This window comes from Leisingera sp. UBA4491, from assembly GCF_002388965.1.
GTDB classification, from domain to species: Bacteria; Pseudomonadota; Alphaproteobacteria; order Rhodobacterales; family Rhodobacteraceae; genus Leisingera; species Leisingera aquaemixtae.
The window spans coordinates 165,440-178,542 of sequence record NZ_DGNN01000013.1 but is presented as its reverse complement, the minus strand read 5'-3'; the positions used below and the strand labels follow the sequence as shown (position 1 = coordinate 178,542).

The following is a 13,103-nucleotide window of genomic DNA, read 5'->3' as shown; positions in this document are numbered from 1 at the left end:
GCTCAAGCCTCGTAATGACCCGTCTTGTGCCACTTCCAGGCATCGGCGATCATGGTTTCCAGGGTGGAGCGCCGCGGCTCCCAGCCCAGATCGGTCACCGCGCGGGTCGAGCCCGACACCAGCTTGGTGCAGTCGCCAGCCCGGCGCGGGCCAGTGTTGCAGGGCACTTTCTGGCCGGTCACGGCTTCCGCCTTGTCCATCACCTCGCGCACCGAAAAGCCGCTGCCGGTGCCCAGGTTGAACACCTGGCTGCCCTTGCCGTCTTCCAGCCACTTCAGGCCCAGCACATGCGCGTCCACCAGGTCGCAGACATGCACGTAATCGCGGATGCAGGTGCCGTCCGGCGTGTCGTAGTCGGTGCCGAAGATGGTCAGCGCATCGCGCTTGCCCGCAACTGCATCCAGCACCAGCGGCACCAGATGGGTCTCGGGCCGGTGGAACTCTCCCACTTCGGCCTCGGGGTCGGCACCCGCCACGTTGAAGTAACGGAAAATCACCGACCGCAACCCGTGGGCGGCGCCGAAATCCTTGAGGATATCCTCGACCGCGCGCTTGGAGGCGCCATAGGCATTCAGCGGCAGCTGCGGGGTGTTTTCGTCCAGCACCACATTGTCATGCTCGCCATAGGTGGCGCAGGTCGAAGAGAACACGAAGTCCAGGCAGCCCGCCGCCACCGCGGCCTCCACCAGGTTCAGCGACCCGCCGGTGTTGTTGGCCCAGTAGCGGCCCGGCTCGCTCATCGCCTCGCCCACCTGGCTCAACGCCGCGAAATGCATCACCGCGGCCGGCCGGTATTTGGCAAACACCTCATCCAGCCGGGCGCGGTCGTTCAGATCGCCCTTCTCGAAGGGGCCGAACTTGACCGCATCCTGCCAGCCGGTCACCAGGTTGTCGTAGGTTACAGGTGTATAGCCCGCCGCCTTTAGTGCCTTGCAGGCATGCGAGCCGATGTATCCGGCACCGCCGGTCACAAGGATATTTGTCACTGTCTCTGCCCCATGCTGGGCCGCCCCCGGGAGGGCGGCCAGAGTGGTTACTGCGCGGCCTTTCCGACCTGCGCGATTTCGGTGATGTAGCTCAGCAGGTCGTCCCGCAGCTCATCGCGCGCCAGCGCAAAGGCGACGGTCGCCTGCAGGAAGCCCGCCTTGGAGCCGCAGTCGAACCGCTGGCCGCGGAAGCGGTAGCCGTAGACCGGCACATCCTTGGCGATGTCTTCGGCGATTGCATCGGTCAGCTGGATTTCGCCGCCCGCGCCCTGCTTCATCTTGTTGAGGTTCTTCAGAACCGACGGCGCCAGGATGTACCGGCCGATCACCGCCAGGTTCGACGGCGCCTCTTCCATCTTGGGCTTTTCCACCATGCCGTTGGCGGCAACCACCTGGCCCATGTCCTCTTTCACGTCGAGCACACCATAAGACGATGTCTGCTCCGGCGGAACCTCCATCGCGGCAACCATGTTGCCGCCGGTTTCCTCGTAGGCTTCGACCATCTGCTGCAGACAGGGCTTTTCCGCCGCGATCACGTCGTCCGGCAGGATCACCGCAAAGGGTTCATTGGCGATCAGCCGGCGCGCGCACCAGACCGCATGGCCGAGGCCCAGCGCCTTGTGCTGGCGGATATAGGCAATGGCACCGGATTCCATGTCTGTGCTCTTGAGGATTTCCAGCAGGTCGTCCTTGCCCTTCCTGCGCAGCTCCTGCTCCAGGACCGGCGAATGGTCGAAATAGTCCTCCAGCGCGCCCTTGCCGCGCGAGGTGACAAAGATGAACTCCTTGATCCCGGCAGCGCGCGCCTCGTCGATGGCGTATTGCACCAGCGGCCGGTCGACCAGGGTCATGATTTCCTTAGGCACCGACTTGGTTGCCGGCAGGAACCGTGTCCCCAGGCCCGCAACCGGAAAAATTGCCTTAGTTACTTTTCTACGCATGTCGTTCTCACTGTACTTTAATTACCGGGCCTGCGGCTGTCTCCAGCGCGAGCCGCGGAGAAGCTGGCGCGCATTACGCCCGGCCGCCTCCAACGAATTTCAACGCAGCTGCCTGCTGCCCTCTGCGGCCGCCGGTATGCAACCGTCGCGTGCCATTACTGTCTCTCATTACCATGATCCAGTCACTCGTGCCCCATTTTCTTCATCATAGCCTCCAGGCGCGGCACGTCCTCAGGGTTGTTCAGCTCCCAGAACTCCCGCCCGCGCGCATCCACCTCAACACACAGCACCTTGCGCCCGTTCTCCAGGAACCGCAGCTGCTCCAGGCCTTCCAGGTTTTCCAGCGGCCCGGCCCGCCAACCAGAATACGCTGCCAGGGCATCCGGGCGGTAGGCATAGACGCCGACGTGATGAAAGACCGGCGTGTTTTCGCCAGCGCCATAAGCCTTGCCGCAATAAGGCACCACCTCTTTGGAGAAATAGAGCGCGCTGCGGTCCTCGGCAAACACCGCTGTGGTGCCGCCGACCCGGCCCGCCTTGCGGTCTGCCAGCAGGCTGTTCAGCGTCTCGCCGTTGCAGCGCAGCACCGGCGTCGCCAGCTCCATGCCGGGCGCATCGCGCAGGCCGGCGACCAGATCCTCGACAAACCAATGCGGGGTCAGCGGCGCATCGCCCTGCAGGTTCACCACGATCTCATAGCCGCCGCCCAGCGCCGCATGCGCCTCGGCGCAGCGCTCGGTGCCGTTGGCGCACTCCGGCGCGGTCATCACCACTTCGGCGCCGAACGCCTCAGCCGCGTCCTTGATGCGATCGTCATCCGTTGCCACCACCACCCGGTCCGCGCCCTGCACCGAACAGGCCGCCCGCCAGGAGCGCTCCACCAGGGTGCGCTTTTCACCGGTGGCCCCGGTCAATGGCACCAGCGGCTTGCCGGGGTAACGGGTCGAGGCGTAGCGGGCGGGGATGACAATCAGGACAGACATCAGGCTTTCTTCAATTCCACGGCCGGTGCATAGGCGATGAAGAACGGGTTCGCATAGCCCTCTTTACCGTAAATAAGCGGGGAATGATCGTCAAAACGCACCACTTTCCCGCCAGCGCCCGCCAGCACCGCGTGACCGGCGGCGGTGTCCCACTCCATGGTGCGGCCGACACGCGGATACAGATCCGCCTCGCCGGTGGCCACCAGGCAGAATTTCAGCGAAGAGCCCGCGCTCTTCATGTCCTTGACGCTGTACTTGCCGATGTAATCGTCGGTTGCCTGATCGCGGTGCGATTTCGAGGCCACCACCATGAGGGCCGAATTGTCGCTGTCCGCAACCCGGATCGGGCGGATTTCCCCGATGGTCTCGGGATCGAACGCGCCTGTTTCCTCGACTGCGCTGCCGTCCGCCAGGGTAAAGAACATCCGCTCCTTTGCCGGCGCATAGACCACGCCGCGGGTCGGCACACCCATTTCCACCAGCGCGATATTGACGGTGAAGTCGCCGCGGCGGTGGATGAATTCCTTGGTGCCGTCCAGCGGGTCGACGATCAGGAAGGTGTCGCCGCGCGCACTGTGCGAAGCCGCCTGCTCCTCGGTAACCAGCATCATGTCCGGGAACGCCGCCCGCAGGCCCGCCGAAATCAGCGCATCCGCGGCTTCATCCGCTTCCGTCACCGGGCTCTCGTCGGATTTCACCTTCACGCCGAAATCGTCGGAGTTGTAGATCTCCATGATCTTTGCGCCGGCCTCGATGGCCAGGCGGCGGATCACGGGCACCAGGTCTTCATATGTCACGCGGACCTCCCTGTCGGGTTTAATTGAAAATTTGCCTCTCGTCTCTTATGCTGTGCAGACAGCAGAACGGCAAGCAGCCGCATCGGATTCGAGCAGAGAATACAGGCCTCATGTTTCAGCAGCGCACGCAGCAATCCTGGATCTCCGGTTTTGTCGCCCTCACAGAGGTCGTGTTCCACTCCGTCGTGCGCAGCGTCCGCTCCAAGCATAACAACGCCTTTGCCGCGCTTGGCCTGAACATCATGCAGGCGGTGCTCTTTGTGGCCGCCTTTTACGTGATGTTTGCGCTCCTTGGGCTGCGCGGCTCCGCCATCCGCGGCGATTTCCTGCTGTATGTGATGTCCGGCATTTTTCTGTTCATGGTGCACACCAAAACCGTCAGTGCGGTTGCGGGCGCCGAAGGGCCCAGCAGCCCGATGATGCAGCACGCCCCGATGAACACGATGGTGGCCATTCTGTCCGCGGCCATCGGCGCGCTTTATATTCAGGTGCTGTCGCTGTTCATCATCCTGTTTGTCTACCACGTTGCCTTCACCCCCCTGCATATCGAAGATCCGGCGGGGGCTTTCGGCATGGTGCTGCTGGCCTGGATCACGGGCGCGTCCGTGGGGCTGGTATTCCTGGTACTGAAACCCTGGGCGCCCGGCTTTGTCAGCATCCTGACCATGATCTACCAGAGGGCTAACATGATCGCTTCGGGCAAGATGTTTCTGGCAAACACGCTGCCCAGCTTCATGCTGGCGATGTTCGACTGGAACCCGCTGTTCCACTGCATCGACCAGTCCCGCGGCTTTGTGTTCATCAACTACAACCCGCATTTCAGCTCCTGGCAGTATGCGGCCTGGGTGGCACTGGTGCTGATCGTGATCGGTCTGATGGGGGAGTTCTACACCCGCCGCAACGTCTCCCTCAGCTGGAGCGCGCGGCGATGAGGGCGACGAGACGGTGCGCCGCTGCCGCCTTGCTCTGGCTGGCCGCCGCCGCTCTGCCGGCCGCAGCGCAGGAGTTTCCGGCGCTTTACAGCGTCGCCGGCGTGGCGGCGGATGACGTGCTGAACATCCGCAGCGCCCCTTCAGCGAGCGCTGAAATCATTGGCACCCTGGCGCCGGATCAAGCCGGGGTTGAGGTCGTGGCAGCGGACGGCAGCGGCACATGGGGCCTGGTGAACAGCGGCGAGCGCTCAGGCTGGGCTGCCCTGCGCTACCTGACACGGGCGTCCACAGAGGATGGTCTGGCACTGCCGCGCCGATTCAGTTGCTTTGGAACCGAACCGTTTTGGATCCTGAACATTACACAGGACGGTGCGGCGGATTACGCCACCCCTGGCGGCCACACCCGGCTCAAAGCCGGACGGGTGCTCACATCGCGAAACCATGGCGGTCATTATCTGCTTCCTCTGGAAGGCGGCGCCGGCGCGGTGATCCGCCGTTCGGCCTGCAGCGATGGCATGTCAGACCGCACCTTTGGGTTGTCGGTTGACCTGTTTCAGCTGGACACACCCGACTTGCAATCCGGCTGCTGCTCGCTGGCGCCCTGAGCGGCGTTCCGGCCCAAGACTTTTACTCAAAAGTCTTGGCAAAAGTTTTCCGTAAAACTTTTGCGCCCGCCTCCGGCCTCACGTCACCACCCTCAAGGTCAGGTTAATCCGTCCGCCCTTGGGCAGCAGGCGGGAGGATTTGAACCGGATCCGGTCCACCCCGTGATACATCAGCCGCGCCTCGCCGCCCATCACCACCACATCGCCCGAGTTCAGCCAAACCGACTCCGTCTTGCCTCCGCGGGTCCGGTTGCCGATCCGGAACAGCCCGTCATCGCCCAGCGAAATGGAAACCACGGGATAGGAGAAATCCGCCTCATCCTTGTCCTGATGCAGCCCCATCCGGGCGCCCTCGCCGTAGTAGTTCAGCAGGCAGCATTCCGGTTCGCGCTCCAGCCCGGTCAGCTGCCGCCAGATCTCCAGCACCGGGTCCGGGATCGCGGGCCAGGGCCGCCCCGACGGGTGTGCTTCGGCATAGCGGTAGCCGGAGGCATCGGAATACCAGCCGAATTTCCCGGCCGAGGTCATCCGCACCGACATCTGCCCGCCGCCCGGCACCACCGGCGAAAACAGGGGCGCTGCCTTCAGCACAGGCCGCAGCGCCTCGATCAGCGCCGCCTGCCGGGCGGGCTCCAGACAGCCCTTGTGGATATCGAATCCGCGCACGCGCAGCAGGGTCATTGCCGTTCATCCATCCTTAACCAAGACCGCTGCAAAAAAGCGCATTGATTCACGCTTGGCCGCGCGCCTGAGCGCTTGCAGGGCCGTTTTCACGTCCCTATATACGCCGGGACGCGGCAAGGTGCAGACCAAACCGCAACTTCAGATCGGGGCCGGGATGCCGCAACGGGTTCAGGCCTCGGGTAATCGCCTTGAGTAAATGTAAGGGATCGAACATGAGCAAAGTTATCGGCATTGACCTGGGTACCACCAACTCCTGCGTGGCCATCATGGATGGCTCCCAGCCCCGCGTGATCGAAAACGCCGAGGGCGCGCGCACCACCCCGTCGATTGTCGCCTTCACCGATGAAGAGCGTCTGGTCGGCCAGCCCGCCAAGCGCCAGGCGGTGACCAACCCCGACAACACCGTTTTCGGCGTCAAGCGCCTGATCGGCCGCCGGTTTGACGACCCCGCTGTCGCAAAAGACAAGAAAATGGTGCCGTTCTCCATCGTGAACGGCGGCAACGGCGACGCATGGGTCGAAGCAAAGGGTGAGAAATACTCCCCGTCGCAAATCTCCGCTTTCACCCTGGGCAAGATGAAGGAAACCGCGGAATCCTACCTGGGCGAGGAAGTCACCCAGGCGGTGATCACCGTGCCTGCCTACTTCAACGACGCCCAGCGTCAGGCCACCAAAGACGCCGGCAAGATCGCGGGCCTCGAAGTGCTGCGCATCATCAACGAGCCGACCGCGGCTGCGCTGGCCTATGGCCTGGACAAAGAGAACACCCAGACCATCGCCGTTTATGACCTCGGCGGCGGCACCTTCGACGTGACCATTCTGGAAATCGACGACGGCCTGTTCGAAGTGAAGTCGACCAATGGCGACACCTTCCTGGGCGGCGAAGACTTCGACATGCGCATCGTCAACTATCTGGCGGATGAGTTCAAAAAGGAAAACGGCGTCGATCTGTCCAAGGACAAGATGGCTCTGCAGCGCCTGAAAGAGGCTGCTGAAAAAGCCAAGATCGAACTGTCCTCCACCTCGCAGACCGAGATCAACCAGCCATTCATCTCGATGGACCCGTCCTCGGGCCAGCCGCTGCACATGGTGATGAAGCTGACCCGCGCCAAGCTGGAAAGCCTGGTTTCCGACCTGATCAAGCGTTCGATGGACCCCTGCAAGGCGGCTCTCAAGGACGCAGGCCTCTCCGCCTCCGACATTGACGAGGTGGTTCTGGTCGGCGGCATGACCCGGATGCCGCGTGTCATCGAGGAAGTGACCAAGTTCTTCGGCAAGGAGCCGCACAAGGGTGTGAACCCGGATGAAGTGGTTGCCATGGGCGCCGCGATCCAGGCCGGCGTTCTGCAGGGCGACGTCAAGGACGTGGTGCTGCTCGACGTGACCCCGCTGTCGCTGGGCATCGAAACCCTGGGCGGCGTCTTCACCCGCCTGATCGACCGCAACACCACCATCCCGACCAAGAAGAGCCAGGTGTTCTCGACCGCGGAAGACAACCAAAACGCCGTGACCATCCGCGTGTTCCAGGGCGAGCGTGAAATGGCTGCCGACAACAAGATGCTCGGCCAGTTCAACCTGGAAGACATCCCGCCGGCACCGCGCGGCATGCCGCAGATCGAAGTGACCTTCGACATCGACGCCAACGGCATCGTGTCGGTCGGCGCCAAGGACAAGGCGACCGGCAAGGAACAGCAGATCACCATCCAGGCATCGGGCGGCCTGTCCGACGACGACATCGAAAAGATGGTCAAGGACGCCGAAGCCAACGCCGAGGCGGACAAGGAACGCCGCGAGCTGGTGGAAGCCAAGAACCAAGCCGAATCGCTGATCCACTCGACCGAGAAATCGGTGGAAGAGCACGGCGACAAGGTAGACCCGTCCACCGTCGAAGTGATCGAACTGGCCGTGGCTGCGCTGAAGGACGATCTGGAGAACGAGAAATCGTCCGCCGAGAAGATCAAGTCCGGCATCCAGAACGTCACCGAGGCCGCGATGAAGCTGGGCGAGGCGATCTACAAGGCGCAGGCCGAAGAAGCCGAGGAAGAGCCCGCAGCCGCGGATAATGCGTCCGCAGGCCCGGCCGATGACGACATTGTTGACGCCGAATTTGAAGACCTGGACGACGACAAGCGCTAACGCCTGACACTCAGGCCAAAGCGGGCCGGTCCGTACCCCGGACCGGCCCATTTTCGTTGAGGCAGATGGGGTAACCGATGTCAAAACGCGACTATTACGACGTTCTCGGGGTGGCCAAAGGCGCCACCGCTGACGAAATCAAAAAAGGCTTTCGCAAGAAGGCCAAGGAACTGCATCCCGACCGGAACAAGGACAATCCGGACGCCGAGGCGCAGTTCAAAGAGGCCAATGAGGCCTACGACGTTCTGAAGGACGCTGACAAAAAGGCGGCCTACGACCGCTTTGGCCATGCCGCCTTTGAAAACGGCATGGGCGGCGGCCACGGCCAGGGCTTTGGCGGCGGCGATTTCTCCTCCGCCTTCTCGGATGTGTTCGACGATCTGTTCGGCGACTTCATGGGCGGCCAGCGCGGCGGCGGCGGACGGCAGCGGGCCGCCCGCGGTGCCGACTTGCGGTATAACCTGCGGGTCTCGCTCGAAGAGGCCTTTTCCGGCCTGCACAAGACCATCAAGGTGCCGACGTCAGTGGCCTGCTCCTCTTGCGAGGGCACCGGCGCCGAAGGCGGGGTCGAGCCGACCAACTGCCCGACCTGCTCCGGCATGGGCAAGGTCCGCGCGCAGCAGGGCTTCTTCACCGTCGAACGCACCTGCCCGACCTGTTCGGGCCTGGGCCAGATCATCAAGAACCCGTGCAAATCCTGCCATGGCCACGGCCGGGTGGAAAAGGACCGCTCGCTGTCGGTGAACATTCCGGCAGGCGTCGAAACCGGCACCCGCATCCGCCTGGCAGGCGAAGGCGAAGCCGGCCTGCGCGGCGGCCCTCCGGGCGACCTCTACATCTTTGTCGAGGTCTCGGCGCATAAGCTGTTCGAGCGTGACGGCAACAACCTCTACTGCCGGGTGCCGGTCAGCATGGCCAAGGCAGCACTTGGCGGCTCCATCGAGGTGCCGACCATCGACGGCGGCCGCGGCCGGGTGCAGATCCCCGAGGGCAGCCAGTCGGGCCGTCAGATGCGCCTGCGCGGCAAGGGCATGCCGGCGCTCCGTGGCGGCGCCACCGGCGACATGTTCATCGAACTGGCGGTGGAAACCCCGATGAACCTCACCACGCGCCAGAAGGAGCTTCTGCGCGAGTTCGAGGACATCTCCGCGGAAAACACCAACCCCGAATCCCGCAGCTTCTTCTCTTCGGTGAAAAGCTTCTGGGACGGAATGAAAGGCTGAGGCCGGGGTTTTGCCCAGCTGAGCCGCAGATGAAAGCGCCCCTGCCGGGGCGCTTTTTCTTTAGCGCTCCGCCCGAACCTATTGCCAGCCGGCCGCGGCAGAATCCAGGCACGCCGCACCGCGGCGGTGCACAGGGGGTGTACAGGGGGTGCACGCCTGTCACCCCCGCTCTGCCGCCGCATCGCGGCGTACCTTGCGGCGGGAGTTAACACTTCCTCAACCATGATGGCGGCACTATGGCAGTATGGCACAGGATCCCGCATTCGAGGACGTCTCCCTGCCGCTGTTTCCCGGCGGCGACGACACCCCTGCGGCCCCCCTGTCTCCGGGCCGCCTGCCCTCCTACATCAAAGATCACCGCGCCCGCCTGCGCGAGCGCTTCATGCAGGGCGGCGCCGCGGCAATGCCGGATTACGAGCTGCTGGAGCTGCTCCTGTTCCGCTCCATCCCGCGCCGGGACGTCAAACCCCTGGCGCGGCAACTGCTTGAAACCTTTGGGGATTTCAACCGCGTGGTGACTGCCTCGCCGGAACGTCTGGCGCGTGTCAAAGGCATCGGCGATGCCGTCATCATCGATTTCAAAGTGCTGGAGGCTGCAGCCCACCGGATGGCCCGCGCCCGGGTGATGCAGCGGCAGGTGATCTCCAGCTGGGACGCGCTGCTGGACTATTGCCACACCACCATGGCCCACCGCGAGACAGAGCAGTTCCGTATCCTGTTCCTGGACCGCAAGAACGTGCTGATCGCGGACGAGGAACAGGCCCGCGGCACCGTCGATCACGTTCCCGTCTACCCGCGGGAGGTCGCCAAACGCGCCCTTGAGTTGAACGCCAGCGCCTTGATTTTAGTGCACAATCATCCGTCCGGCGACCCCACGCCATCGGACAGTGACATCGGCATGACGGACCAGATCCAGGCCGCCCTCACCGCACTTGGCATCACCCTGCACGACCACCTGATCATCGGCAAATCCACCGAGCTCAGCTTCCGCGCCCAGGGGCTTCTCTAGCGCGGCCGCACCGCGCGCCAGCGCGGTGCCCGGCCCTAGGCGTTGCAGGGCATCCCTGATGCCTTGCCAAACGCGCGGGAGCGCGCCCGGCGTGCCGCTCCTAGCGCACCCAGACCTCGACCCGGCGGTTGATCTGGCGGCCCCAGGCGCTGTCATCACAGGCCATCGGCAGCGCCTCGCCAAAGCCCTCGGTCCGGATCCGAACCCGGCTGATATCGGCAGTCTCGGCGGCCTTCACCACTGCGTCACGCACTGCGCCCGCGCGTTTCAGCGCGATCTGCCGGTTGCCCTCCGCAGGCCCGACACCGTCGGAAAACCCCGCAAAAACAATCTCCTTGGCATCAAATTCCCCGGCTTCCAGCGCCCGGGCCAGCTGCTCGATATTGCTGCGGGACTGCGCATCCGGGCGGGCTGAGCCGGGCTCGAACCGGAAGGAGGCTGTCAGCCGCCGCATCCCGCCCAGCACCGTGACCAGCCGCTGCAGCTCTTCCAGCCCGGCCTCACCCTCTGCGGCCAGGATCGCATTGGCAAAGCGGCTGCCCTGGCGGCTGACCGGGATCAGCTCCGGCGCCTGATCCACGAACCCCGCCCGGCGGATCACCGCCTGCGCCGCCGGCCCGCGAACATAGGTCAGGAAATCCCGCGCCACCTTGGGCAGGCGGCGGGCCGGAAGGTACAGGAACATCGGCACCGTCAGGGGATAATCCTCGGTCTTCACCGCCCAGCGGCTGGCCTGCAGGGAAAACCCGCACGGCCCCGTCAGCGTCAGCATCCGCGCCGCGCCCTTCTCCGCATAGCTGGCGATTCCGATGGAAAACGGGTCGACCAGAACCTGGCGCACCAGTGTGCTGCTGCGGTCGTGACGCCGGATCTGCGGCGCGAACCCGGCGCCAAAAGGCGCCATCAGCTTATCCTCCACCGCTTGCGCCAGCCCGGAGCCGGACACTGGCATATGCAGGGAAATCGGCGCGTCGGGGCCGCCAAGCTCCTTCCAGTTGGCAATCCGGCCGGACAGAACCTGCGCCAGTTGCGGCAAGGAAATCTCCCGCACCGGATTGCCGGGCGCCACCACCGGCACGAAGGCGTCCAGCGCCAGCACGCGGCTGCGGCCGGGTGCGGTCAGATCCCCCAGCTGCGCGGCGCGGGCCGCCTTTTGCTCCAGCGGGCGGATCTCGCGCAGCGCCATCGCCACATCGGCCTCATCCGCGATCAGCGCCGCAAACCCGGCATCGGTATTGCTGGCCGTGAAGGTGAACCGGGCAGCAGGCTGCTGGCCGCGCAGCAGGACATGGCTGAAGTTGCCCTGCGGCAGCGGTTCCCGCCGGGTCTGGTAGCCGTTGCGCAGCGCAAACCCCTCGATCAGCGCCGGCAGCAGCACTTCGGACATGGTGGATGACCCCGCCAGGGTTATCTCCGCCACAAACCCGGACAGGCTGGGACAGCCCGGCCCCTCGCAGGACACGCCGGAGCCGTCCACGGTGAGTTCGCCGAACTGGGTCTGCACCCGGTAAAACTCGCCGTCGAAGCCCAGCAGCGTGCCGGTGATCTCAACCGCGCCATCCGGCGAAGATAGGGTGACATCCTCGGCCGCAAGCGCGCGCGCGAAAGCCGCCAGAAAAAGTGCGGCGCAGACGGCCGCACGCAAGAAGGTCATATGGATACCTGAAGTTACCGCAAATCAGTTGGAGGCGATTTTCAGGTCTTCCACCAGATTATTCAACACCAGAAAACTGCCCTGAGCATCGCAATCCGGCATTGCAATCACCAGATCCCGGCTGCTGAGCCGTCCGCCGCTCAGCTGCAGCGCCTGGGCCGAAATATCGCGGCCGCAGTTCTGGCCCGTCACCTCCGCTTCGGCGGTCACGGAGACCGTTCCGGAGCGGCCTGTCTGGCGGGACGGGACGCTGTAGATTTCGGCGATACGCGGCGCCAGAAGGCTGGCATCACCAAGCCGGATCACCTGCCCGGCAGACAGGCCGGACGCCGCCCCGTGCCAGACATGGCCGGTGCTGCCATACCCCGCGCCGAACTCCCGGGCGTGAATTTCAAGGCCGCTGCTGCCGCTCCACTGCAGAACCACGCGCTCCACGGTCTCCGCGTCCGCAGCTTCGGCAACGGCAACCGCACCGCCTCCGCTAGCGGTCTCCGCAATATAAACCGCGGTCCGCGTCAGGGCCGGAACCTGCGCTGCGAAGTGCCCGGACCGGTCCAGTGCGGCGGTGAAGGTCATGCCGCTGTGATGCACGGTCAAGCGCTCGCCGCCGTGGCACGGCGCGGAAACGGTGAGGGACACCATGGCCATGGGGCCAGCTTCAGCCGCTGCTGTCACATTGCAGGCGCCGGGCTGCGCCAGAGGCGCGGATTGCGGCTGCACGTCAGAAAGGGCCGGTTCAGCCCGGCGGGAGGTCAGGGTGATATTCTCAATCTTGAGTTCAGCCGGCCCGGGTTCGGGCGGCAGCTGCGGGTCTGCTGCAGCAGCCGCCTCCCCCGCCCAGCGGGGGCTGGATGCCTGCATAAAGAACCCGATGCCCAAGGCGCACGCCAGTGTCATCGCACTTGTCAGCACCACCTGTTTGCTCAGCATGGGATCCTCCTGAACCTGTCTGTCAACGCAAGCTTGGCTGAAAATGCCGGCCGGTTTGTGGCCTCAACCGGGAGAGATTCCGGCAAATGCGGCAGCTTTGCCATCATTGTTGCAGAGGTGGAAACAACAACGCGAAAACTCAGGCGGGGAACTCCCGCGCCTGCGGGGGCCCTGGCTTCGCCAGAAACTCCCTGGCAGCCTTGGGCGTAGCGCTGCGCATCGCG

At 64.5% G+C, this 13,103-nt stretch carries 12 protein-coding genes; 5 read left to right on the top strand and 7 right to left on the bottom strand.

The features are described from left to right. Positions 1-2 precede the first annotated feature (2 nt). The 4 genes from galE to cysQ all read right to left on the bottom strand — a co-directional run bounded on the left by galE (position 3) and on the right by cysQ (position 3,707). Positions 3-986 carry a UDP-glucose 4-epimerase GalE gene (gene galE, locus B2P87_RS06715; protein ID WP_141891621.1) on the bottom strand — a complete coding sequence of 328 codons (984 nt, stop codon included), beginning with the start codon at positions 984-986 and terminating at the stop codon, positions 3-5. A 47-nt stretch (positions 987-1,033) separates the two neighbouring features. After that, positions 1,034-1,927, bottom strand: a complete 894-nt coding sequence (gene galU / locus B2P87_RS06710; protein WP_058287311.1) for a UTP--glucose-1-phosphate uridylyltransferase GalU — start codon at positions 1,925-1,927, stop codon at positions 1,034-1,036. 182 nt (positions 1,928-2,109) lie between these two features. Beyond that, a complete protein-coding gene (locus B2P87_RS06705) occupies positions 2,110-2,910 on the bottom strand; it encodes a 3-deoxy-manno-octulosonate cytidylyltransferase (RefSeq protein ID WP_141891622.1) in 801 nt (266 codons plus the stop codon). Next, positions 2,910-3,707 (bottom strand): 3'(2'),5'-bisphosphate nucleotidase CysQ, encoded by a 798-nt coding sequence (gene cysQ / locus B2P87_RS06700; protein ID WP_058287313.1) that lies wholly within the window; start codon positions 3,705-3,707, stop codon positions 2,910-2,912. The genes B2P87_RS06705 and cysQ overlap by 1 nt, the downstream gene beginning before the upstream one ends. A gap of 110 nt (positions 3,708-3,817) precedes the next feature. Between cysQ and B2P87_RS06695 the strand changes: the two genes are divergently transcribed. Together B2P87_RS06695 and B2P87_RS06690 are read left to right on the top strand one after the other, a co-directional pair. After that, positions 3,818-4,639: an ABC transporter permease gene (locus tag B2P87_RS06695; protein ID WP_058287314.1), complete on the top strand. Its 822-nt coding sequence runs from the start codon at positions 3,818-3,820 to the stop codon at positions 4,637-4,639. 101 nt (positions 4,640-4,740) lie between these two features. Next, positions 4,741-5,244, top strand: a complete 504-nt coding sequence (locus B2P87_RS06690; protein WP_244940750.1) for a COG3650 family protein — start codon at positions 4,741-4,743, stop codon at positions 5,242-5,244. Between the two features lie 78 nt (positions 5,245-5,322). Here the strand turns inward: B2P87_RS06690 and B2P87_RS06685 are convergent, their stop codons facing one another. After that, positions 5,323-5,925 (bottom strand): alpha-ketoglutarate-dependent dioxygenase AlkB family protein, encoded by a 603-nt coding sequence (locus B2P87_RS06685; protein ID WP_141891624.1) that lies wholly within the window; start codon positions 5,923-5,925, stop codon positions 5,323-5,325. Between the two features lie 215 nt (positions 5,926-6,140). Here B2P87_RS06685 and dnaK point away from each other — a divergent pair, with 215 nt between their 5' ends. The 3 genes from dnaK (at position 6,141) to radC (ending at position 10,295) form a co-directional block, all read left to right on the top strand. Further along, on the top strand, positions 6,141-8,063 hold the full coding sequence (gene dnaK / locus B2P87_RS06680; protein ID WP_058287317.1) for a molecular chaperone DnaK: 1,923 nt from the start codon (positions 6,141-6,143) through the stop codon (positions 8,061-8,063). 77 nt (positions 8,064-8,140) lie between these two features. Further along, positions 8,141-9,286, top strand: a complete 1,146-nt coding sequence (gene dnaJ / locus B2P87_RS06675) for a molecular chaperone DnaJ (protein WP_141891625.1) — start codon at positions 8,141-8,143, stop codon at positions 9,284-9,286. Positions 9,287-9,530: 244 nt separating this feature from the next. Beyond that, on the top strand, positions 9,531-10,295 hold the full coding sequence (gene radC, locus B2P87_RS06670) for a RadC family protein (protein ID WP_141891626.1): 765 nt from the start codon (positions 9,531-9,533) through the stop codon (positions 10,293-10,295). Between the two features lie 100 nt (positions 10,296-10,395). Here the strand turns inward: radC and B2P87_RS06665 are convergent, their stop codons facing one another. Together B2P87_RS06665 and B2P87_RS06660 are read right to left on the bottom strand one after the other, a co-directional pair. After that, positions 10,396-11,949 carry a phosphate ABC transporter substrate-binding/OmpA family protein gene (locus B2P87_RS06665; protein ID WP_141891627.1) on the bottom strand — a complete coding sequence of 518 codons (1,554 nt, stop codon included), beginning with the start codon at positions 11,947-11,949 and terminating at the stop codon, positions 10,396-10,398. Between the two features lie 24 nt (positions 11,950-11,973). Next, positions 11,974-12,879 carry a hypothetical protein gene (locus B2P87_RS06660; RefSeq protein WP_141891628.1) on the bottom strand — a complete coding sequence of 302 codons (906 nt, stop codon included), beginning with the start codon at positions 12,877-12,879 and terminating at the stop codon, positions 11,974-11,976. Positions 12,880-13,103 lie beyond the last annotated feature (224 nt).

Excerpts from the sequence above, each read along its gene's own strand:
- B2P87_RS06685 (WP_141891624.1), bottom strand. The coding sequence starts at position 5,925 with ATGACCCTGCTGCGCGTGCGCGGATTCGATATCCACAAGGGCTGTCTG.
- B2P87_RS06705 (WP_141891622.1), bottom strand. The coding sequence starts at position 2,910 with ATGTCTGTCCTGATTGTCATCCCCGCCCGCTACGCCTCGACCCGTTAC.
- B2P87_RS06695 (WP_058287314.1), top strand. The coding sequence starts at position 3,818 with ATGTTTCAGCAGCGCACGCAGCAATCCTGGATCTCCGGTTTTGTCGCC.
- B2P87_RS06665 (WP_141891627.1), bottom strand. The coding sequence starts at position 11,949 with ATGACCTTCTTGCGTGCGGCCGTCTGCGCCGCACTTTTTCTGGCGGCT.
- dnaK (WP_058287317.1), top strand. The coding sequence starts at position 6,141 with ATGAGCAAAGTTATCGGCATTGACCTGGGTACCACCAACTCCTGCGTG.
- radC (WP_141891626.1), top strand. The coding sequence starts at position 9,531 with ATGGCACAGGATCCCGCATTCGAGGACGTCTCCCTGCCGCTGTTTCCC.
- B2P87_RS06660 (WP_141891628.1), bottom strand. The coding sequence starts at position 12,879 with ATGCTGAGCAAACAGGTGGTGCTGACAAGTGCGATGACACTGGCGTGC.
- galU (WP_058287311.1), bottom strand. The coding sequence starts at position 1,927 with ATGCGTAGAAAAGTAACTAAGGCAATTTTTCCGGTTGCGGGCCTGGGG.
- dnaJ (WP_141891625.1), top strand. The coding sequence starts at position 8,141 with ATGTCAAAACGCGACTATTACGACGTTCTCGGGGTGGCCAAAGGCGCC.